A 20,700-nucleotide genomic window follows, 5' to 3' on the forward strand; every position below is an offset into this window, starting at 1 on the left:
TCGGTCCGGAAGTGCCGAGGGGGTTTAATTTCTCCCATCATGAATCGCCGTGAAGCTATTAACCGGTTATCGCTTTCTACCGCAGCCGTCCTGACCGGATGTTTGTCGTCGACCTCCAAGCCTTCGTCCGAAGGAGATACCTTTCCGATTGTGATTGAAAACGGGAAGGTATTCACCGATGGCAAACTCCTTCTCCGGAATGTCGGTATTACTGCCGAAGGGCGTATCCACCTGAGCGAGAGTCCGCTGGCTGGCGCGGAAGTTGTCGATGCGACGGGTTGCATAGTCAGCCCCGGGTTCATCGATATCCTGGCGGACGGGCCGAAAGACCTGTCCGAGAACTACCGGATATTCGAACAATTCAAGCTGACGGACGGGGTTACGACGACCCTGCAACTTCACGGCGGGCGGGATAATCCGTCAGACTATCACCGCTTCTTTGATCCCAAACCGCATTATACCAATTACGGAGTCGGTATTTACGTCATGGGCGTTCGGGGAATAGCTGAAACAATACCCGACCGGCTGAAGCATGTGGAGAAAATGCTGGAGGAAGGAGCGCTCAGCGTTTCGCATAGCCTGGAGTATCAGCCGACGCCATACAACGAAGTGAGAGCCTATGCCCAACTGGCGAAAAAGTACAACCGTCCGATGTTTCTCCACCTCCGCTACTCTTCCAGAGAGCAGGAACTGGCGGGCGTAAAGGAGGGTATTCGTCTGGCGAAGGAAACAGGCGTACGCATGCACCTGGACCACCTGCACTCAACCGGAGGCACCTTTCATATGGAACAGGCGCTCGAACTCATCGGCAAGGCCCGGCAAAGCGGACTGGAAATCACGACCTGTGTGTACCCGTACAGCTACTGGGCTACCTATGTGCACTCCAAGCGGTTTGACGACGGCTGGATGGAACGATATGGTCTTGGTTATCAGGATCTTCGGCTCGTAGGCACCAACAAGCGCCTCACGCCCGAATCGTTTGCCTATTACCGCAAGCATCCGGGATACCTGGTGGCCGTTCCGGACGGAGCGATGCCATTTGACAAGACGATTGACCTGGCCCTGCAGACCGACTTTTGCCTCATCGGCTCGGACGGGGGGATTGTTTCGGTGGAATCGGCGAATTCGCATCCCCGCGGTGCAGGCTGTTTTGCGACGGCGCTCGCGCACGCCAGGCGCATCAACATGCCGCTTGAAAAAATACTGCCGAAAATGACGACACTTCCCGCGAAGCTGGTACGTCCGGCGCTGAAGGGCAGGGGAGAAATAGCCGAGGGAGCCATCGCCGATATCACGGTTTTTGATCCGGAGAAGGTCGACGGACTCGCAACAGTGGAAAATCCCAACCAGCAGTCTGCCGGTATCCGGGCGGTTATTCTGAACGGGGAAGTAGCCTATGCAGACGGAAAAATCAGGGGAGAGAAAGGAAAGCCGATCCGGAATCCCAGACCGGCTCCCAATAAGCCTGTGGCAGCCCGGGCGTCAGGACGCGCCTGAAGCCCGGAGTAATTATGCTTCTACGGTGAAACCGGAGAGTTTGACGAACTCCTGAATGCGGGCGTCCACTTCTTCTTTTGTCAGATTAAGCAGGCGCTCGGTACCGAATTTCTCGACGCAGAAAGAAGCCATCGCTGAGCCGTAGATCAGGGCGCGCTTCATATTTTCGAAGCTGATGTCGTCAGTAGCAGCGAGGTAACCGATAAAACCGCCGGCAAAAGTATCGCCTGCTCCGGTGGGATCGAATACTTCTTCGAGGGGCAGCGCCGGTGCGAAGAAGACATCGTCACCCTGGAATAACAGGGCGCCATGCTCCCCTTTCTTGATAATCAGGGTTTTGGGGCCCATTGCCATAATGGCTTTGGCGGCTTTGCGGAGGCTGTAGTCACCGGAAAGAATGCGCGCTTCCTCGTCGTTGATGCTGAGGACGTCTACTTTAGCTATTGCCTTTTTGAGGTCTTCCCGGGCAACTTCCATCCAGAAATTCATGGTGTCCATAACGACGAGCTTCGGGCGCTTTTCCAGTCGCTCGAGAACCGTCATCTGTACCTGCGGAGAAAGGTTACCGAGCATGAGGTACTCACAACCTTGGTAGCTGGCCGGAATCACCGGATCGAAGTCGGCGAGTACGTTCAACTCCGTGATCAGGGTATCCCGGGTATTCATGTCGTTGTGGTACTTTCCTGACCAGAAGAATGACTTCTCGCCCTGCTTGATCTGAAGGCCTTCGGTGTCAACGCCGTGATCTTCCAGCAGTTGGATGTAGTCCTGCGGGAAATCGTCTCCGACAACGGCAACAATCTGAACCGGTTTGGTGAAATAAGAAGCCGAAAGGGAGATGAAGGTGCAGGCGCCGCCGATGATTTTATCCGTTTTTCCAAAGGGGGATTCAATGGCATCGAAGGCCACGGTGCCGATAGCTAGTAGACTCATTATCAGAGTGTCGTATTGTTAACAAAGAAAAATCTGCCCGACAGGCAGAAGGTTGTATAAAAAGAATTATCCGGCAAAAATAGCCAAAGACCTGCAAATCAACGAAAAACCCCGGCCAGAATACGGACCGGGGTTTTTCGGTAAGCGCTTGAACAGCAGATCAGGCCTTCTTCTTGGCAGGCTTGGCAGCGCCGCCGTTGAGTGAAACGATCCACTTAGCGATTTTGAGCGCATCTTCCTTCGGAACCTGCGTCATCGGCGCCATCGCCGGGTAACCGGGCCAGTTTTCCGGCTTCGGCTTGTAGATCAGTTCAACGATCTGCTCGGCTTTGTATTTTTTCTTCTTCGCAACCTCTGTATAGGCAGGGCCTACCAGACGCTCCGAAACCTTGTGGCAAGTCAAACAAATGTGTTTTTCAAGCAGGGCCTTTACTTCGGCCGGCGGTTCGGTCTTCGCTTGAGCAGAGGAATTGGTGGAAGTTCCCAAAACAATGGCGGCCACAAGACCTGCCATGGGTATCAGCATTTTTTTCATAGTCAAACTCAACTCTAAATGGAGAAAAAAGGCTCGTTTTTACTAGGTCAAACGCAAAAGTAGCGAAAAATTATTTCCACCCTTTGTTAAAAAAACAAAATAATCGCTGGCAATCAGCCGATAATTGATGCCTTTTTATTGCGTCCGGCCTCTACGGCTTTGCGGACGCTGCCGTTGTGCGCCAGCAGATCTTCCGCGATTTCCCGCGTGGTGCCCAATTCTTCCATCACCATGTTGACGGCACGGTTGACGAGTTTGTTGTTCGATAACTGCATGTCTACCATCCGGTTACCCTTCACACGGCCGAGCTGAATCATGGTCGTGGTCGAGATCATGTTCAGGACGAGCTTTTGAGCGGTACCGGATTTCATACGGGTACTGCCGGTGACAAATTCGGGACCTACGACTACTTCGACCGGAAATTCCACCTCCGCAGCGATCGGGCTGCCGGCGTTGCAAACCACGCAGCCGGTGAGGATACCGTTTTTACGTGCTTCACGCAATCCGCCGATGACGTAGGGCGTCGTGCCCGAAGCGGCGATACCGATGAGTGAATCGAGTTCGTTGATGTCGTATTCCTGGAGATCGATCCAGGCTTGTTCGATATCGTCTTCCGCATTTTCAACAGCCTTCCGGATCGCGGTGTCTCCGCCAGCGATCAGACCGACAACGAGCCCGAAGGGCACGCCGTAGGTCGGCGGGCATTCCGAAGCATCCAGAATACCCAGTCGCCCGCTGGTACCTGCTCCGATGTAAAAAAGACGCCCACCCTGTTTCATCCGGGCCACGATGCCTGTCACGAGGGCTTCAATTTGCGGAAGCGCCTTCCCGACGGCAAGGGGAACGGTCTTGTCTTCGTTATTGATGCCTTCCAGCAATTGGCGGACGGACATTTCATCCAAATGATCGTAGTGAGAGGCAGATTCTGTCGTGAGCATGTGAAACAAAAAAGTCGCCGGAAGGGCGAAATGGATATCAATTCAACCCCAAAGTTAGCAGATAACCGGAAGATTCCGTCAGTGAATGTGCGGGTTTTGAAGTTTTTCGGTATTTCTGTTTGCGGGTTTCTGTTTCAGTTTTCGGTTTACAGTTTTCGGTTTTCAGTTTGATGCGCGGCAGGTGTTGATGTAAAAAAAGTGCCTGAAACGGGAGGTAAAACCCTGTTCAGGCACTCTTCTGAAAACTGAAAACCGTAAACTGAAAACTGCTTACTTAAACCACCACCCAATCCGAATCACCAGCGGACTGCCGCTGGACGAGTAGGTATTCGGATTCGAGTTATAGTTGGTATGATAGAGGAGGGTAATCTGGAAGCCCTTTTCGCCGACGGGCGCGCCATAGCCCCCGCCGATCAGGAAGCCCGGATCAAACTGATACCCATTGATTTTACCCTGGGAATTGCGGTAGGACAGTACCTGGTATTGTTCGGCTTCGCCCCAGAGAAAAAGGCCGGGGACGACATCCTTGATGAAATTCAGGTGCTGCTGTACAAAAACCCGCCCGCCAAAAAGGCTCAGCTTTTCCCGGCCTTTGACCGTAAGTCCGTCAGGACCGGTATAGTAGCTATATGTAATACCGAGACCGGCCGTCGTAGTAGGCGTAACCCGGATACCTGCCATCGGAGAGACATCAAAGCTGAAAATACTGCTACCGCCGAAAAAGCTCAGGGAAGGAGTCGTGACGTTGAGGCCATAGCGGAGCTTATCCTTGAAAGGAACAGCGCGCCAGGGAATTTCCCGCTCTTCGCCGTCTTCCCGGTAGTTTTCGTCCAGGGGTTGCTGACGGATGATAACGGGGCGGTCGGAAGTTCTCGGGGGAAGAGAGTCAATCTGGGAAAAGGCGGCCGGAATTGTGGCGATAAAAAGGACCAGGCCTGCCAGAATGGTTCGGATCATGACGTTGTGTGTAAATAGGACGACCGCCGGCTGACCGGCGGGTGGGGGTCCGGAACATTTTTAAGGATGAAACACGTTCTTCTCTGACACCAAAAAACCTAAATAGTTGCTTGGGAAACAAACCGCGCTGCCGGCAAACCCGAACGCTCTCCGGAGCGATAAGGTCTCCCTGCACGTCCTCATGTAACGGATCATGCTGCAATTTCTTGCACAAACCGCTGGTTCCCGCGATGGAAACCTCTTTTTTTGTCGACGTTGCGCCGCTTGCGGCCGTTCGGTGAAAACAATGAATCACCCTTTTCTTCCCAGCCCCGGACGGGCTATCTTTGTACAATGAATTCTTCCGAACTACTGGCCGGAGTACGGCCCGGCGTAGAAACCCTTGATCCCAAGAAGTACATCCTGATCAAAGGCGCCCGGGTTAATAATCTCAAAAACATCGATGTCGCGATTCCCCGTAACAAGCTCGTGGTAATCACGGGGTTATCGGGCAGCGGCAAGTCGTCTCTGGCGTTCGATACGCTGTTCGCGGAAGGACAGCGCATGTACGTCGAGAGCCTCAGCAGCTACGCCCGCCAGTTTCTGGGGAGAATGGAAAAACCGGAGGTTGACTGGATACAGGGCGTTTCCCCGGCCATCGCCATCGAACAGAAAGTATCGACGAAAAACCCGCGGTCTACTGTCGGTACGACCACTGAAATATACGATTACCTCAAGCTGCTTTTTGCGCGCATCGGAAAGACGATCTCGCCGGTTTCCGGACAAGAGGTCCGCAAGGATACCGTCACTGATGTCGTTGATTACCTCCTGGCACAGCCCGAAGGAACCCGGGTGTTGATTTCTGCTCCGCTGATCCGGAAGGAAAACCGCTCCCTCGCCGAAGAGTTGACCATTCTGGTTCAGAAAGGGTTTACGCGGATTGTGGCCGACGGCGAGATGCGGCAGATCGAAGAGCTGCTGGAAGACGCCGAAGCGCTGGCAGAGGTATCCGGAAAAAAAGAGGTACACATTCTGATCGACCGGATAGCGATCAAACAGGACGATGAGGAAACGCAGTTCCGGCTTGGTGATTCGGTGCAGACGGCCTTTTTTGAAGGAGAAGGCTCCTGTTTTGTCCGGATTGCCGGCGGAGAGTACCGGGAGTTTTCGGACCGGTTTGAGCTCGACGGTCTCGTTTTCGAAGAGCCGAGTGTTAACCTCTTCAGTTTCAATAACCCGTATGGGGCGTGTAAACGCTGCGAAGGCTTCGGAACCGTACTCGGGATTGATAATGACATGGTTTTTCCGGACCGGAACCTGTCGGTTTTTGAAGGCGCCGTAGCGCCGTGGCGGACTGAAAAAATGAGCGAGTGGCTGACGCCGCTGCTGAAAAACGGCATCCGGTTTGACTTCCCGATTCACCGGGCCTACAAAGACCTGAGCGCGGAAGAGAAAGAACTGCTCTGGACCGGAAATGCCTATTTCTCGGGATTGAATGCCTTCTTCAAAATGCTGGAAGAAGAGTCCTATAAGATTCAGTACCGCGTGCTGCTGAGCCGGTACCGTGGCCGGACGGTATGTCCGGAATGCCGCGGTTCCCGTCTGCGGAAAGATGCGGGGTATGTCAAAATCGGATCAAAATCGATCATCGATCTGGTACTGCGCCCGATTTCAGAAATAGCGGCGTTCTTCCGGGAATTGGAACTGCCTGATTTTCAGGAAAAAGTAGCGCGCCGTATCCTGACGGAAATCCGCAACCGGCTTGACTATATGGAGCGGGTAGGATTGGGGTACCTTACCCTGAACCGGTTGACGAATACGCTCTCGGGCGGTGAGTTTCAACGTATTAAACTTGCTACGTCCCTGGGTAGTGCGCTGGTTGGCTCCATGTATATTCTTGACGAACCGAGTATCGGTCTTCACCCGCGGGATACCCAGCGGCTGATCTCCGTACTGGAATCGCTCCGGGATCTGGGAAATACGGTGATTGTCGTCGAACACGAAGAGGAAGTAATGAAGTCAGCCGACGAAATCGTCGATATCGGCCCTGAAGCGGGTACAGGCGGCGGCCGGCTGGTCTTCCAGGGAAACTGGGCGGATATTGCCGGCCTGGCCGAAAGTACGTATTCCGGCGAGTCCCATACCATTGCCTTCCTGACGGGGCAGGATCAGATACCGTTGCCGGCTTTCCGCCGGAAACCGTCGGGCTGGATTGAGCTGAAGGGCGCCCGGGAAAACAACCTGCGCGACGTAGATGCGCGTTTCCCGCTCGGTACGCTGACGGTGGTAACAGGTGTCAGCGGTTCCGGGAAATCGACGCTGGTCCGGAAGATTCTGTACCCCGCGCTCGGTAAAATGCTGGGAACCTACTCGGACGAATCCGGCAAATACTCGGAGCTGACGGGCGACCTGAAGCGCCTGGCGGCGGTGGAGATGGTTGACCAGAACCCGATCGGCAAGTCCAGTCGCTCGAACCCGGTAACCTATGTGAAAGCCTACGATCATATCCGGCAGTTGCTGAGCGATCAGGCGCTGGCGAAGGCCCGGGCATACAAGCCGAGCCATTTCTCGTTCAACGTCGACGGCGGTCGTTGTGAAACCTGCCAGGGAGAAGGCCAGGTGAAGATCGAGATGCAGTTCATGGCTGATATTTACCTTACATGCGAATCCTGCGGAGGCAAGCGCTTCAAGCAGGAAATTCTGGATGTGAAGTACCAGGATAAGGACGTTTCAGAAATCCTGGATATGACGGTAGACGAAGCCGTGGTGTTTTTCCAGGGAGAGCCGAAGATCCATGACCGGCTGGTGCCGCTGCAGGAAGTAGGGCTGGGGTATGTGACGCTCGGGCAATCGTCCAACTCGCTTTCCGGCGGGGAGGCACAGCGGGTGAAACTGGCGAGTTTCCTGGGAAAGGGCAATCCGAATGCGGGGAAGACGTTGTTTATCTTCGATGAACCGACGACGGGTCTTCACTTCCACGATATCCGGAAGCTGATGAAGTCCATCAATGCCCTGGTGGATCAGGGGGATTCGGTGATGGTGATCGAGCATAATACGGAAGTAATCAAGTGTGCGGATTACATCATTGACCTGGGGCCGGACGGCGGTGAAGCCGGCGGGCAGATCACGTTTGCGGGTACGCCTGAGGAGATGATTCAGTTGCCGGACAGCAATCATACGGCCTTGTTCCTGAAAGAAAAGATGAAATAACAGCGGGGAAACCCGTGAGTCAGAGGCGGCTTGCCGGAAACGTTGTCCGGCAAGCCGCTTTTTTTGTGATTTTCTTGAATAAGTCTTTGATCTACAGGAATAAAGCGGCTATATTTGCACTCCCTTTTTCAGCGAAGATGCCCAAAGTACCTGAAAATCAAGTGGAAACATTTTAAGCAATTTAGAAATCGTGGATCAGTTAAGCTACAAAACTATCTCGGCTAACAAAGCGACCGTCAATAAGGAGTGGGTCGTTATTGATGCCGAAAACGCGGTGCTGGGTCGTTTGACGAGTCAAATCGCTGCTATCCTGCGGGGTAAGCACAAGACCAATTACACTCCTCACGTCGATTGCGGTGACAACGTCATTGTAATCAACGCCGAAAAAATCCGTCTTACCGGCAACAAGCTGACGGAAAAGCAGTACGTACGTCACACGGGTCACCCGGGTGGACAGCGTTTTGCTACTCCCCGTGAGATTCTTGACCGGATTCCGGGTCGGGTAATCGAACATGCTGTGAAAGGTATGTTGCCGAAAAATCGTCTGGGTCGTCGTTTGTTTACGAACCTTCATGTATATGCTGGCGCGAGCCATCCGCATGAAGCGCAACAACCGAAGAAAATCGAATTGTAATCAGTTCGTTAATCTTTCCAACGATTAACGGTCAACAAATTCCAAACTCAAATGGCAGAAGTTATTAATACGCTCGGTCGCCGTAAAACGGCTGTTGCCCGTGTCTATCTGACGCCGGGTAATGGTAACATTACGGTAAACGGCCGTGATTTCAAGGAGTACTTCCCTTCTGAAGTTCTCCAGATCATTGTTAACCAGCCCTTTACGACCACCAATACCCTGGGTTCCTACGACATCAAGGCGAACCTGGACGGCGGTGGCGTGGCAGGCCAGGCGGAGGCACTCCGCATGGGTATTTCCCGTGCTCTGGATAAACTGAATCCGGAACATCACACGGCCCTTAAGAAAGTCGGCTTCCTTACCCGTGACGACCGTATGGTTGAACGGAAGAAACCCGGCCGTCGCAAGGCTCGTCGTCGCTTCCAGTTCAGCAAGCGCTAATACCGGTTTTCAGTTTTCAGTTGTCTGTTTTTCAGTCAACTGAGAACCGCAAACGGAAAACAATTCTATTGCCTCTGTTTCCGGCTTACAGTGTCCGGTGTCGGGAACAAGCGTTATCTTTTTTTCTAAAGCACTAATGGCACAAGTAACATACAAAGACCTCCTCGATGCCGGTGTACACTTTGGTCACCTGACCCGTAAGTGGGATCCGAAGATGGCTCCTTACATCTTCATGGAGAAAAACGGCATCCATATTATTGACCTGAACAAGACTGTAGCTTGTCTGGATGAGGCTTCTGCCGCCATCAAGGCAATTGTTCGGTCAGGGCGCAAAATCATGTTCGTTGCGACGAAGAAGCAGGCTCAGGAAATCGTAGCTGAAGAAGCGCGTCGCCTGAAAATGCCGTACGTAACGGATCGCTGGCTCGGTGGTATGCTGACGAACTTCGCCACCATCCGCAAGTCGCTGAAGAAGATGTCTTCCCTCGAGAAAATGCTCAAGGACGACGCAACGGCCAGCAACCTGAACAAGAAAGAGAAACTGGTTCTGTCACGTGAGAAGGACAAACTGGAGCGTGTACTCGGCGGTATCGCTGACCTGACCCGTCTCCCGGCTGCCCTCTTCGTGGTAGACGTGAAGCGCGAACACATCGCTGTTTCTGAAGCGCAACGCCTGGGTATCCCCGTTTTCGCCATGTGCGATACGAACTCAAACCCCGAGCTCGTTGACTTCCCGATTCCTGCCAACGATGATGCCTACAAGTCGATCAGCCTGATTACCCTGGCTGTCGGTAAGGCCATCGAAGAAGGTCTGCTGGAGCGGAAACAAGACAAGGACGACGCCCGCGTTCAGGAAGAAGAAGAAGCCAAGCGTGCAGCCGATTCAGGTGATGCAGCTGAAGCTCCTGCTGCTCCCGTAGCTGCAGCTTCTTCGGACGAAGAAACGGCCGCTTAATTCCCTGTCTGATCACCCGATCATCCTTGTGAATAGCCCGGAGCTTCAGCTTTGGGCTATTCCATGTTACAGTCGGTTCGTCCGGCTTAACAAAAGCTTAATTTCATAATCCGGGGCCGACGCCCCACCTTCACGGTAACAAACAAACTCACTACAATGGCTGCTATTACCGCTGCTGACGTGAATAAACTCCGCCAAATGACCGGCGCGGGGATGATGGACTGCAAAAAGGCACTCTCCGAAGCCGATGGCGATTTTGAAAAAGCAATTGAAATCCTGCGGAAAGCTGGTCAGAAAGTAGCTGCGAAACGCGCTGACAACACCACTTCCGAAGGGATTGTTCTTATTCAGGTAAGCGAAAACGGCGGAAACGGTAAGCTCGTGGCTCTCGCCTGCGAAACCGAACCCGTTTCCAAAGTAGACGACTTCAAGAACCTCGCTCAGGCGATCATCGAAGTTGCTGTTGCGCAGAACCCTGCGTCTACGGAAGAACTCCTCGGCCTCGCCCTGGCAGATGGTCGTACCGTACAGGAAACGATCACCGAGCTCGTTGGTAAAATCGGCGAGAAGATCGTTATCGCTGCCTACGAAAACGTAACGGCCGAACAGGTTGTCAGCTATATCCACTCCAATGGTAAGCTCGGCGTTCTCGTTGCCTTCAACCATGTTCAGGGTACGGACGTTGCCGAAGTAGGAAAAGACATCGCGATGCAAATCGCGGCGATGAAGCCGGTAGCCGTGAACAAAGATCAGGTTGACGCTTCCATCGTTGAAAAAGAGCTCGAAATCGGCCGCGAACAAGCCCGCGCCGAAGGCAAGCCCGAAGCAATCCTGGATCGTATCGCGCAAGGTCGTCTGGAGAAATTCTACAAGGAAAACACGCTGCTCGCTCAGGAATTCGTGAAAGACGGTTCCCTGACGATCGCCCAACTCCTCGAGAAGACCCAGAAGGGCCTTACCGTAACAGAATTCAAGCGCATTTCGCTGTCATAATCGACCCATTCGTCGAAAAAAAGCGGTCACCGATTCCGGTGACCGCTTTTTTTGTGACCTTTTATGGCAAAAATACTACAACGGGTTTACTCATGACCCTTTGGAGACTTCCCGCACTTTTACATAAATTGGCACCATAACCCTTGTTTTTACTCAATGAGTGAATAGTTTTACTTATTTTTCCTTAATTCTATACGTATGTTTATCCGAAAATCTATTCTGTCCCTGGTCGCCGCCAGTCTTGCCACCATTGCTGTCGCCCAGGAAATGCCCAAAGACACTACTTACTGGAAGAAGAAAAAGGAATTCGGCCTTAACTTCAACCAGGGCTCCTTCAGCAACAGCTGGCAGGGCGGGGGCGTGAACAACTACGGATTCGGCTCTTTCTTCAATGCAAAGGCCGAGTATCTCAAGGACCGGGATAACTGGACGAATGACTTTCAGAGCCAGTTTGGTTTTCAGAAAATCAAAGGGCAGGATTTCCGGAAGAGTATTGACCGGATTTTCTTCGACTCAAAGTATGGCCGCCGACTCGGAAAAGGACCCGACGGAAAGTGGTTTTTCGTCGCCAACTTCAACTTCCTCTCGCAGTTTGCCAACGGCTTTGACTACAACTATACCTACAAAGACGGTACATCGCCACGCATGGCCGGTTTCCTCGCGCCGATGTTCCTGACCGAAGCGGTGGGTGTGGAATGGAAGCCGACGAAGTTCTTCAACCTGAACTTCATGCCCGGCGCTGTTCGCCACACCATCCTGGCAGACAAAAACATGTATCAGGATATCGACCAGAAGAACCTGACGCAGGTAGAAGCGGGCAAAGATCCGTTTGACTTCAAAAACTACGGCGTAACCCGCGGCAAGGCCGTCCGGACGGAAGTAGCGCTGATGCAGCTCGTTGCGAATTTTGACAAGGATATCGCCAAGAATGTCAACCTGAAATTCCGGTATCAGGCGTTTGCCTCGTTCAGCGACCTGGCCGCGATTGACAACCGCCTGGACGCCAAACTGACTGCGAAAATCAACCGGTACCTGAACTTCAGCTTTGACCTGATTGCCCTGTACGATCAGGACCAGGTCAACAAGATCCAGTTTGCTCAGGCGATGGGCCTCGGCTTCCTGTATACCTTCTGATTTCACTTGTTCACCTAAATCCGTCTTGTTATGCTTAAAGAGTTCAAACAGTTTATTGCCCAGGGCAACGTGCTTGACCTGGCTATCGGCGTCGTCATCGGGGCAGCCTTTGGAAAAATCACTACTTCGCTTGTCAATGACATCATCATGCCTCCGATCGGGCTTTTGCTCGCAGGGGTAGATTTCAAGGACGCGAAATGGGTACTGAAAGCTGCGGATGAAGCTGCCAAAACCCCCGAAGTAGCCATTACCTATGGCGCTTTTATTCAGGTACTCCTGGAGTTTGTCATCATCGCCTGGGTATTGTTCCTGGTCGTAAAAGGCGCGAACCGCGCTGGTCTGACGGCCAAGAAAGCCGACGAAAAGGCCTGATAAGCAGGAAAAACAATACTTTCAAAAAAGAGCCCGGCCTGGCCGGGCTCTTTTTTTGAAAGTATTACATCCGAAAAGGCCGCTGGAACCGTTTTTTTCGGACAAGGCTATCACCATTTTTTTTCTTTCCGCCATGTTGAAAAGTTTCGTTCAGTTTATCAAACGCGGCAACGTGATCGACCTCGCCGTCGGGGTAATCATCGGCGCCTCTTTCGGCAAAATCGTAGATTCAGCCGTCAACGACCTGATCATGCCCCTGGTCAGTATTCCCGGAGACGTTGATTTCAGTAATTTATATCTCCCGCTATCGAAAAAAGTACCCCTCGGCCTTACGCTGGCCGAAGCCCGGAAGCTGGGCCCGATCTTTGCCTGGGGTAATTTCGTAACGGTGGTGGTGAATTTCTTTATCCTCGCGTTTATCGTCTTCCTCCTCGTGCGGCTGGTTCACCGGTTGATGAAGAAAGACGAAACGCAGGCGCCTCCGCTCACCAAACAGGAAACGCTGCTTACCGAAATCCGGGACCTGCTGAAGGAGAAAGAAACCGTTTCCTGACAATCCGGACCGCTTTCTTTTTGTCAATCCCCTGCTAACTTCGCTTCGAATTGATAACCGGAAGTATGGCGAAAAAAATAGCTGTTTTGGGAGGAGGAGAGAGCGGAGTAGGTGCTGCGTTACTGGCCCAGGCGAAAGGGTATGAGGTATTTTTGTCGGATAAGGGCAGCCTCGGCGAAAAGTACCGGGAGGAATTGATTCGTCATGGCATTGCGTTCGAAGAAGGGACGCATACCGAAGAGCGTATTCTCTCGGCAGATGAAGTCATCAAAAGCCCGGGCATCCCCGACAAAGTGCCCCTGATCGGAGTACTGAAAAAAAAAGGTATTCCGGTTATCGGCGAAATCGAGTTCGCCGCCCGTTTTACCAACGCCCGGCTGATCGCCATCACGGGTTCGAACGGGAAGACGACCACGACCCTGCTGACCTATCACCTGCTGAAAGAGGCCGGCTGGAACGTCGGGCTGGCCGGGAATATCGGCGACAGCTTCGCCAAACAGGTGATCGACGATCCCTATGATTATTATGTCCTTGAAATCAGCAGCTTTATGCTGGATACCATGTTCGATTTCAAGGCGGATATCGCTATTCTGTCGAATATTACGCCTGATCACCTCGACCGCTACCACTATAATTTCCAGGAATACATCGACTCCAAGTTCCGGATTTTACAGAACATGACGGCGTCGGATACCTTTATCTACTGGCAGGAAAGTGAGGCCATCGCAGGAGAACTGCAACGCCGGGGAGGCGCCGATACCCTGACGCCGCGGCGCTGGGCAGTATCCGCACAGGAGCAGCCTGCCGCCGGCGCCGGTATTGCCGATGGCATAATTCAGGTGCAGACAACTGAAGGGGTATTTGGCGTAGCCCTGGCTGATCTGCCCATTGCGGGTACGCATAATGCGCTGAACGCCAGCTTCGCCATACTCGCTGCGGTAGCCGCGGGTGTTTCCGAAGCAGAAATCCGGAAAAACCTGAAGACCTTCCGGAACGCGCCGCACCGCCTGGAGCCTGTGGGCGAGTACCAGGGTATCCGGTTTATCAACGACTCCAAGGCGACGAACGTCGACTCGGTCTTTTTTGCGTTGGGAAGCTATACCAACCCGCTCATCCTGATTATGGGCGGTGTGGATAAGGGAAACGACTATACCCAGATCGAAGCGCTGGTCGCCGGCCAGGTGAAGGTATTGATCTGTCTGGGTATCGATAATGAAAAGCTGAAAGCGTTTTTCGGTGGCAAAGTACCCGTGATACTGGAAACGCAGGATGTCCGGCAGGCGGTTGCCTGGGGCCTTGCATACGCGCAGCCGGGAGATATCGTCCTGTTGTCGCCGGCCTGTGCCAGTTTTGATTTGTTTAAGAACTATGAGGATCGCGGGGACCAGTTCCGGGAGGCGGTCCGTCAAGCCATCCACAATCCTTCCTGACACGATGAAGAAAGCAGCAGGTATCTTGCTCCTGTTCGGTTCGCTGCACGCGGCCGCCCAGCAGGTCAATGTCAACCAGTTCGGTCCGAACAAGATCGAAGGCAGCAACCAGATTGCTGTCGGCGGCTATACGCAATACGAAAACCAGCCTTATGTGTCTGAACAATGGGGCCAGGGTTTTCTGAGAAGTACGAACGGAAAATGGTACCTGTCCGACGCCCTTAATTACAACGCCTACACCGGTAAACCTGAGTTCCGGGAAGGAGAGAAGGTATACCAGTCGCGGTTTGAGGTGACGGCTTTTGTCCTGGGCGATACGCTCAGCGGAAAGAAGTATCGGGCGGGTTTTCCGGCGGTCGACCAACAGACCCCGGCAAGCTTTTACGAAGTGCTTTCCGATGGATCGGTGAAGCTGGTCCGCTATGTCAAGGCGTCACTGATGGATGTGACGTCCTTCAACTCGGCGACCAAACAAAAGCGGTTTGACTTCAACGAAAGCTACTATGTCGTCCGCCCGGATCAGAAGATTATCCGGGTTAAAAAAGACAAAAAATCCCTGCTCGAAGCCCTGCCGGAGCAGGCGGCGCGTATCGAGGAAATCGCCGCTTCCCGCAAGGTAAAACTGAAAAACTGGGAAGAAATCCGGCAGGTTCTCGCCGAATTACCTTAATTGCCGATATGAAAGCAGCCGTACTCGAAGCCACCTATACGCCTCTTCGCCTGACTGATTTGCCGGAACCGGTAGCCGGACCGGGTGAAGCCATTGTCCAGTTGAAAGCCGCCGCGCTCAATCACCGCGACGTGTGGGTACAAAAAGGACTTTATCCCGGAATGAAACTTCCCGTGACGCCGGGGTCGGATGGGGCGGGTATTGTACACGCCGTGGGTGAAGGAGTAGACCATACCTGGCTCGGCCGGGAAGTGATCCTGAATCCGTCGCTGGGCTGGGGAAATAATCCGGCACACTATAACCCCAAAACCTTCCGTATTCTGGGTATGCCGGAAGATGGTACCTTCGCGGAATTCGTCCGTATTGATGCCGCTCACCTGCATAATAAGCCGGCACACCTGAGCTGGACCGAGGCGGCGGCGCTGCCGCTGGCCGGGCTGACGGCCTACCGGGCGCTTTTCAGCCGCGGAAAACTACGGGAAGGGGACAAAGTGCTGATCTCGGGAGTAGGAGGCGGCGTAGCGCTTTTCGCGCTTCAGTTTGCGCTTGCTCACGGGTGCGACGTGTATGTGACGTCCGGTTCCGACGAAAAGATCAGCCGCGCTGTCGCGCTGGGGGCAAAAGACGGCATCAGCTACCGGTTGCCACAATGGCAAAAGGAATTGGGAACGAAAGCTGGCTTGTTCAATGTCATCATCGACTCTGCCGCCGGTCCCGGTTTTTCCAAGCTTGTGGACGTAGCCGGTTTCGGCGGGCGCATTGTCATGTACGGCGGTACGCTCGGTAACCTGACAGATATCGTTCCTGCTAAAGTATTCTTCAAACAACTCGACATAATGGGTACCACAATGGGTACTCCGGAAGAGTTTCACGCCATGCTCCGCCTGGTGGAAGAGAAACAGATCCGCCCGGTCATCGATTCGGTGTATTCGCTCGAAGAGATCGAACCGGCGCTCCGAAAAATGGAGGAAAGCCGCCAGTTCGGCAAAATCGTTCTCGAAACAGGCTTATAATTTCAGGGACTGCCAGGCAAGCATATGCCACTTGCCCTGCTCCCGGACATAAACATCCGTATACCGTAGCGTGAGGTTCAGGGGCTGCCCGTTGCGGACGGCCCGTACCTTCGCTTTTCCGGATACTACCGCTGTCTTCTGTATTACCGTGATTTTTTCTTCCAGAACCGCTATTTCCTGGTAATCCATTGTCCCGTTCATCACCGAGGCGATATACCCGGCCTTGTTGTCTACTTTCCCGTCCGAATGGGTATACGATAGCTGATCCGAGAGCAGGGATTGAAGGGTTTTTTCGTCTGCGTCGACCATCGCCGTAAAACGTTTCTTCTCCAGTTGGCTGATCTGTTCCTGCGGAGACTGCGCCAGTACGAGCTGGAGGGAGGAAAAAACGACGACTAGCGTCAGCAATATGCGGGAGGGTTTGTCGAATATCATGGTACAATGAGGCTATCAGGTACCAAAGATAGTACTCAGAGCCGTTGAATACGTGCAACATAGGCTCCGAAAACACCCAGACCATTGCGGATATTCGTAAACACAGGGACCGCTTCGGCAAACGGATTGTCGCCTACTTCCCGCTGCAGCTTCGCCGTTCGGAAAAATTCATAGTAGTTCCGATCCACCTGATAGGCAAAAGCAAAAACGGGAACGCCTTTGATAAGCTTCTTGTCGGCCTTTGCTTTCCCGACAGGGTAGGCCAGCTGAGGAGTCGTATAAGAGGTATTACTATCGTCGTGTAAAAAGGCCACTACCTCCATGTTGGAAAGACGGACCGAAACCGAATCCCTGCCATTCACGCGGGTAGAAGAAACAGAGCCTTCGCCGCTTCCGACCATGTAGTATTTCCGGCCTGTTTCGCTGGGCGACCATTTCATCGTCCGTTTCCGGTAGACGGTATAGGTGGAAGAAGGGGCGTCTGTCAGGGTATATTGGAGGTCGCCGTCCACAGACTCCGGTTCGCTGATTCCCTTTGGAATCGTACAGGTCGCATCGGTAGCCGGGTAGCCGGCTGCGCTCACCTTCAGTGTATACGTTTGACCGGGCCGGAGCGGCAGGGCGGATGCAGCGATTTTATAGACATTGGTACCCGCTGACAACAGCGTTACTTCTTTTGTTCCGTTCGAAAGCAGAACGGTAGCGTTCTTCACCGGGTTAACATTACCCCGGTCGCCGCTGCCGGCGCCGTCGATCGGGCGGCTACCGTTCACCAGAACCGAAATTTCGGCGTCTGCCGGATTCAGGTAAGATTCTACGACCAGTTTGGGAGTAGTCGCAACAAGCACGTCGCTGGAGTCTTTGACGCAGGAGGACAACGTTGCGATCAGGGAAAGAGCAGAGAAGAAAAGGGCCTTTTTCACGGTTTTCGAAGCAAAAAGTGATGATTGGGGGTGAGAACGCCCTGCGAACCCGCGTCAGCGGGTCCGAAAGGAAAAATTTTCAGGGAACGGTGTGGTTAGAACTTGTATCCGTACGAGACGCTCGGCAGGACAGGGAACAGGGTAATCTGTTTCAGCCGGTTCTCGATTTTTTTCACCTGCGGTTCGGTTGATACGTTGACCGCGTCGAGGTAATAGAAGAAAGGATTTTGCCGGTTGTATGCGTTGTAGAAGCTGATTTCCCAGGTACGTTCGCGGCGACCCATTTTCTTGTGAAACTGGATGCCGATATCCAGGCGGTGGTACGGTGCCTGGCGGAAGTTGTTGCGTTCACCGTATTCGGAGAATACCCGCTGTGTATAGTAGGGCTTGGCGTCTCCGAGTTTCTTGAGCCCGTTGGACCCCTGTACCCAGTATTGGCCCTGCGGAAGCGTAAGCGCCTGACCTGTACCGTATACCCATGTGCCGGAAAGCGTGATACGGTCGTTGACGTGGAAGATCCCCACCAGTGAAACGTCATGACGGCGATCGTAGCGGGCCCAGAACGGCTTTCCGAAGTTCAGCTCGTCGAACTGTTGCTGCGTCCAGGAGAGGGTATACCCGGCCCAGCCGGTAAAGCGGCCCACTTTTTTCTGAAGAAGAAACTCCGCTCCGTAGCTCCAGCCTTTTCCGTAGGTAATCTGATCTTCCCAGTTGGGCGCCACCTGTGTATTGCCGATGGAGAGGGAGCTGGCGCCTTCCTTATAAGCGACCATGTTGTCCATGGTTTTGTAGAAACCTTCAATCGTCAGAGTGGTGCCGGACGTGAAATCCTTCGCAATACCCAGCGCTACCTGCTGCGACCGTTGGGGCGCCGTGCGGGGAGTTGACGGAACCCAGAGGTCCGTCGGCAGGCCGATACCCGAATTCGACAGCAAATGAATGTACTGGCTCATCGACGCATAGGAAGCCTTCACGGCCCAGTTCCGGCCAGGACTATACGCAACCGAAACGCGGGGTTCGGGATGGGAGTAGGTCATGCCTTCGCTCGTGAATCCGCTGTACCGCAATCCGGCATTGATTTGCAGCCCCTCCGCCGGTCGCCAGGTATCTTCCAGGTATACCGCGCCTTCCCAGCTGTTGAGCGCTACGCTGTCGGCAGAGGGTTTGCCGGAAGCGCCGTCGAGCATTGTCGTCGAGCTCGGGCGGAACTGATGCGAGGTCAGAGCCAGCCCCCAGCGAAGCGTATGTTGCCTGCCGGCATTCCAGGTAAAATCAGACTTCAGGCCGGCATCGCGGATGCCGGAAAGGTTGCGGAGCGCGTAGGTGACGACTTCGTCTTCCGACATGACATCCCGGTTCATGTTCACGCGTGACTGGTACAGGGAATAAAACAGGGACGTCGTAGCGCTCAGCGCATTGTTGAAGCGGTGTTGCCAGCGTACCGTACCGGCGGAATTGCCCCAGCGGAGGTTGCCGTTTTCCTGTGTAACACTGCCGTTGGTTTTATAAACGAACCGGTCTTCTCCGGTATAGGCGCTGACAGACAGGAAATCGTTTGGCGTAACATCGAACGTCGCTTTCAGGTTCAGGTCGTAGAAGTAGCCGGTATGGTCGGAAATGGAAGGGACAAAAGGTTTCAGAATGAGATCGGCATAGGTCCGGCGGCCGGAAATCAGGAAGGATGATTTTCCTTTTTTCAGCGGGCCTTCGAGCGTCATGCGGGAAGAAATCAGGCCGATTCCGCCTTCTCCGCTGATGCGGTCGCGGTTTCCGTCTTTCATCTGCATTTCCACAACGGAAGAGAGACGTCCGCCGAAATGCGCCGGAAAGCCGCCTTTGGTAAGGTCTACCGATTTGATCGCATCTCCGTTGAAAAGCGAGAAGAAGCCGAAGAGGTGAGAAGTATGGTAGATCGGGGCGTCGTCGAGCAGGATGAGGTTCTGGTCCGGACCGCCGCCGCGCACATAGAGGCCGGTGGAGCCTTCCGAGCCTTTTTGGACGCCGGGAAGGAGTTGCAGCGATTTCAACACATCCTTTTCGCCCAGCAGGCTTGGAATTTCCTTCACCTGCTGAATCGGAACGGAAAGGCTGGACATCTGAACCGATTCGGACGCCTTCCGGGTGGCGGCGTTGCTTTTGACAACGACTTCGCGGAGGTTGGTCAGTTCCGGCTTCAGTTCGATGTTCATATCGGAATTGAAGTTGAGATCAGCCGTCAGGTTTTCTGTCTGATAACCGACAAAGGAATAGGAAATGCGGATGAGGGGGCGGACAGACCATTTGGCCGGCACCGCAAGCGTATAGAAGCCGGCGGAGTTGGTGGTGGTACCGACGCCGAGGCTGGGTACGCTGACATGCACGCCGGTCATCGCCGTTCCCGTCTTCGCTTCGCGAACGTAGCCGCTGAGCGTACGGAAGATCTTCTTATCGCTGGCGGCAAGGGATTGGGCCACAGTGGACGTAGCGAAAAGGCAAAGAAGTCCCAGTATCCCTCCGAGCAGAAGGGAAGAGTAAAAAGCTTTCATGTGGGTAATAGCGGATAACCTGCGCTTTTTCCGGCGCTGTCAGTGTGAACCAATACGACTCTTCCAGGGTGAATCCGGACGAAGTCACCGATACATCGTTAATGGCGGAAAAACAGAGCAACCATTTCCCGGAAAAAACCGGCAAATCATACAGCCATACCTGGCGGAGGCGTTTTTTTACTCTGGCGGAGGTTTGTCACTTTCCGAGCTGAAAGGCCCTGGCGGGACGGGAAAGCGAACTCATTCTGAAGGCGTCGAGGCGAAACTAATCAATAACGGTAAGAAGTGTACGTCAGATCGAAGTAAGGACTCTCCAACGGATGGACTTCACCGGGTTTTCATAAAGCGTGTGGTGTGTCGTTTGACAATTCGAAGATGGATCATTTTTTACGTTTATACAACCGTTATTCGATCAAGTGCATAAAACGTCGGTTTTTCGGCATAACTGAAAAGAAACTGGTGAAAGGCGGAAAAAGACCAAAAATGCCCTCAGGGCCTGTTTTGAGGGGTTTTGACAGGTGTGGAAAAATTTCCCAACTGTTCAAATTTTACGATGTTTGGTCAAAAAGCTGA

19 protein-coding genes are annotated in these 20,700 nt (G+C 53.4%); 12 read left to right on the forward strand and 7 right to left on the reverse strand.

All coding sequences use genetic code 11. The features are described from left to right. Positions 1–39: 39 nt before the first annotated feature. Positions 40–1,497 (forward strand): amidohydrolase family protein, encoded by a 1,458-nt coding sequence (locus tag BLR09_RS21280; protein ID WP_093207695.1) that lies wholly within the window; start codon positions 40–42, stop codon positions 1,495–1,497. A gap of 12 nt (positions 1,498–1,509) precedes the next feature. Here the strand turns inward: BLR09_RS21280 and BLR09_RS21285 are convergent, their stop codons facing one another. The 4 genes from BLR09_RS21285 to BLR09_RS21300 form a co-directional block, all read right to left on the reverse strand. Next, positions 1,510–2,430 carry a PfkB family carbohydrate kinase gene (locus BLR09_RS21285; RefSeq protein ID WP_093207696.1) on the reverse strand — a complete coding sequence of 307 codons (921 nt, stop codon included), beginning with the start codon at positions 2,428–2,430 and terminating at the stop codon, positions 1,510–1,512. Between the two features lie 160 nt (positions 2,431–2,590). Further along, complete coding sequence (locus BLR09_RS21290; protein ID WP_093207698.1) at positions 2,591–2,965, reverse strand: c-type cytochrome; 375 nt, start codon at positions 2,963–2,965, stop codon at positions 2,591–2,593. A gap of 113 nt (positions 2,966–3,078) precedes the next feature. Next, entirely contained in the window at positions 3,079–3,903 is an 825-nt protein-coding gene (gene murQ, locus BLR09_RS21295; protein ID WP_093207699.1) for an N-acetylmuramic acid 6-phosphate etherase, read from the reverse strand. A 270-nt stretch (positions 3,904–4,173) separates the two neighbouring features. Next, positions 4,174–4,860, reverse strand: coding sequence for a hypothetical protein (locus tag BLR09_RS21300; RefSeq protein WP_093207701.1), 687 nt, complete (start codon positions 4,858–4,860; stop codon positions 4,174–4,176). 333 nt (positions 4,861–5,193) lie between these two features. On the opposite strand from BLR09_RS21300, the gene uvrA reads away from it, so the two are divergent. The 11 genes from uvrA (at position 5,194) to BLR09_RS21355 (ending at position 16,244) form a co-directional block, all read left to right on the forward strand. Next, complete coding sequence (gene uvrA / locus BLR09_RS21305) at positions 5,194–8,049, forward strand: excinuclease ABC subunit UvrA (RefSeq protein WP_093207702.1); 2,856 nt, start codon at positions 5,194–5,196, stop codon at positions 8,047–8,049. A gap of 190 nt (positions 8,050–8,239) precedes the next feature. Next, positions 8,240–8,683, forward strand: coding sequence for a 50S ribosomal protein L13 (gene rplM / locus BLR09_RS21310; protein ID WP_093207704.1), 444 nt, complete (start codon positions 8,240–8,242; stop codon positions 8,681–8,683). Positions 8,684–8,734: 51 nt separating this feature from the next. Then, entirely contained in the window at positions 8,735–9,124 is a 390-nt protein-coding gene (rpsI, locus tag BLR09_RS21315) for a 30S ribosomal protein S9 (RefSeq protein WP_093207705.1), read from the forward strand. A 136-nt stretch (positions 9,125–9,260) separates the two neighbouring features. Beyond that, complete coding sequence (gene rpsB, locus BLR09_RS21320) at positions 9,261–10,079, forward strand: 30S ribosomal protein S2 (protein ID WP_093207707.1); 819 nt, start codon at positions 9,261–9,263, stop codon at positions 10,077–10,079. Between the two features lie 156 nt (positions 10,080–10,235). Continuing rightward, entirely contained in the window at positions 10,236–11,072 is an 837-nt protein-coding gene (gene tsf / locus BLR09_RS21325; RefSeq protein WP_093207708.1) for a translation elongation factor Ts, read from the forward strand. 198 nt (positions 11,073–11,270) lie between these two features. Next, positions 11,271–12,206, forward strand: coding sequence for a DUF3078 domain-containing protein (locus BLR09_RS21330; protein WP_093207710.1), 936 nt, complete (start codon positions 11,271–11,273; stop codon positions 12,204–12,206). Between the two features lie 30 nt (positions 12,207–12,236). Further along, positions 12,237–12,578 (forward strand): large-conductance mechanosensitive channel protein MscL, encoded by a 342-nt coding sequence (mscL, locus tag BLR09_RS21335; RefSeq protein WP_093207711.1) that lies wholly within the window; start codon positions 12,237–12,239, stop codon positions 12,576–12,578. A 133-nt stretch (positions 12,579–12,711) separates the two neighbouring features. Continuing rightward, entirely contained in the window at positions 12,712–13,131 is a 420-nt protein-coding gene (mscL, locus tag BLR09_RS21340; RefSeq protein ID WP_093207859.1) for a large conductance mechanosensitive channel protein MscL, read from the forward strand. Between the two features lie 65 nt (positions 13,132–13,196). Continuing rightward, positions 13,197–14,561: a UDP-N-acetylmuramoyl-L-alanine--D-glutamate ligase gene (gene murD / locus BLR09_RS21345; protein WP_093207860.1), complete on the forward strand. Its 1,365-nt coding sequence runs from the start codon at positions 13,197–13,199 to the stop codon at positions 14,559–14,561. 4 nt (positions 14,562–14,565) lie between these two features. Continuing rightward, on the forward strand, positions 14,566–15,231 hold the full coding sequence (locus BLR09_RS21350; RefSeq protein WP_093207713.1) for a hypothetical protein: 666 nt from the start codon (positions 14,566–14,568) through the stop codon (positions 15,229–15,231). A gap of 8 nt (positions 15,232–15,239) precedes the next feature. After that, positions 15,240–16,244, forward strand: a complete 1,005-nt coding sequence (locus BLR09_RS21355; protein ID WP_093207714.1) for a zinc-binding dehydrogenase — start codon at positions 15,240–15,242, stop codon at positions 16,242–16,244. On the opposite strand, the gene BLR09_RS21360 is transcribed toward BLR09_RS21355, so the two are convergent. The 3 genes from BLR09_RS21360 to BLR09_RS21370 all read right to left on the reverse strand — a co-directional run bounded on the left by BLR09_RS21360 (position 16,239) and on the right by BLR09_RS21370 (position 20,127). After that, entirely contained in the window at positions 16,239–16,679 is a 441-nt protein-coding gene (locus BLR09_RS21360) for a nuclear transport factor 2 family protein (protein WP_093207716.1), read from the reverse strand. The genes BLR09_RS21355 and BLR09_RS21360 overlap by 6 nt on opposite strands. Before the next feature lie 35 nt (positions 16,680–16,714). Continuing rightward, positions 16,715–17,602, reverse strand: a complete 888-nt coding sequence (locus tag BLR09_RS21365; protein ID WP_093207717.1) for a DUF4249 domain-containing protein — start codon at positions 17,600–17,602, stop codon at positions 16,715–16,717. Positions 17,603–17,697: 95 nt separating this feature from the next. Continuing rightward, on the reverse strand, positions 17,698–20,127 hold the full coding sequence (locus BLR09_RS21370; protein WP_093207719.1) for a TonB-dependent receptor: 2,430 nt from the start codon (positions 20,125–20,127) through the stop codon (positions 17,698–17,700). Positions 20,128–20,700 lie beyond the last annotated feature (573 nt).

The organism is Siphonobacter aquaeclarae, from assembly GCF_900103285.1.
In the GTDB taxonomy this organism is placed as follows: Bacteria; Bacteroidota; Bacteroidia; order Cytophagales; family Spirosomataceae; genus Siphonobacter; species Siphonobacter aquaeclarae.

Excerpts from the sequence above, each read along its gene's own strand:
- BLR09_RS21280 (WP_093207695.1), top strand. The coding sequence starts at position 40 with ATGAATCGCCGTGAAGCTATTAACCGGTTATCGCTTTCTACCGCAGCC.
- BLR09_RS21285 (WP_093207696.1), bottom strand. The coding sequence starts at position 2,430 with ATGAGTCTACTAGCTATCGGCACCGTGGCCTTCGATGCCATTGAATCC.
- BLR09_RS21290 (WP_093207698.1), bottom strand. The coding sequence starts at position 2,965 with ATGAAAAAAATGCTGATACCCATGGCAGGTCTTGTGGCCGCCATTGTT.
- murQ (WP_093207699.1), bottom strand. The coding sequence starts at position 3,903 with ATGCTCACGACAGAATCTGCCTCTCACTACGATCATTTGGATGAAATG.
- BLR09_RS21300 (WP_093207701.1), bottom strand. The coding sequence starts at position 4,860 with ATGATCCGAACCATTCTGGCAGGCCTGGTCCTTTTTATCGCCACAATT.
- uvrA (WP_093207702.1), top strand. The coding sequence starts at position 5,194 with ATGAATTCTTCCGAACTACTGGCCGGAGTACGGCCCGGCGTAGAAACC.
- rpsI (WP_093207705.1), top strand. The coding sequence starts at position 8,735 with ATGGCAGAAGTTATTAATACGCTCGGTCGCCGTAAAACGGCTGTTGCC.
- rpsB (WP_093207707.1), top strand. The coding sequence starts at position 9,261 with ATGGCACAAGTAACATACAAAGACCTCCTCGATGCCGGTGTACACTTT.
- tsf (WP_093207708.1), top strand. The coding sequence starts at position 10,236 with ATGGCTGCTATTACCGCTGCTGACGTGAATAAACTCCGCCAAATGACC.
- BLR09_RS21330 (WP_093207710.1), top strand. The coding sequence starts at position 11,271 with ATGTTTATCCGAAAATCTATTCTGTCCCTGGTCGCCGCCAGTCTTGCC.
- mscL (WP_093207711.1), top strand. The coding sequence starts at position 12,237 with ATGCTTAAAGAGTTCAAACAGTTTATTGCCCAGGGCAACGTGCTTGAC.
- mscL (WP_093207859.1), top strand. The coding sequence starts at position 12,712 with ATGTTGAAAAGTTTCGTTCAGTTTATCAAACGCGGCAACGTGATCGAC.
- murD (WP_093207860.1), top strand. The coding sequence starts at position 13,197 with ATGGCGAAAAAAATAGCTGTTTTGGGAGGAGGAGAGAGCGGAGTAGGT.
- BLR09_RS21350 (WP_093207713.1), top strand. The coding sequence starts at position 14,566 with ATGAAGAAAGCAGCAGGTATCTTGCTCCTGTTCGGTTCGCTGCACGCG.
- BLR09_RS21355 (WP_093207714.1), top strand. The coding sequence starts at position 15,240 with ATGAAAGCAGCCGTACTCGAAGCCACCTATACGCCTCTTCGCCTGACT.
- BLR09_RS21360 (WP_093207716.1), bottom strand. The coding sequence starts at position 16,679 with ATGATATTCGACAAACCCTCCCGCATATTGCTGACGCTAGTCGTCGTT.
- BLR09_RS21370 (WP_093207719.1), bottom strand. The coding sequence starts at position 20,127 with ATGAAAGCTTTTTACTCTTCCCTTCTGCTCGGAGGGATACTGGGACTT.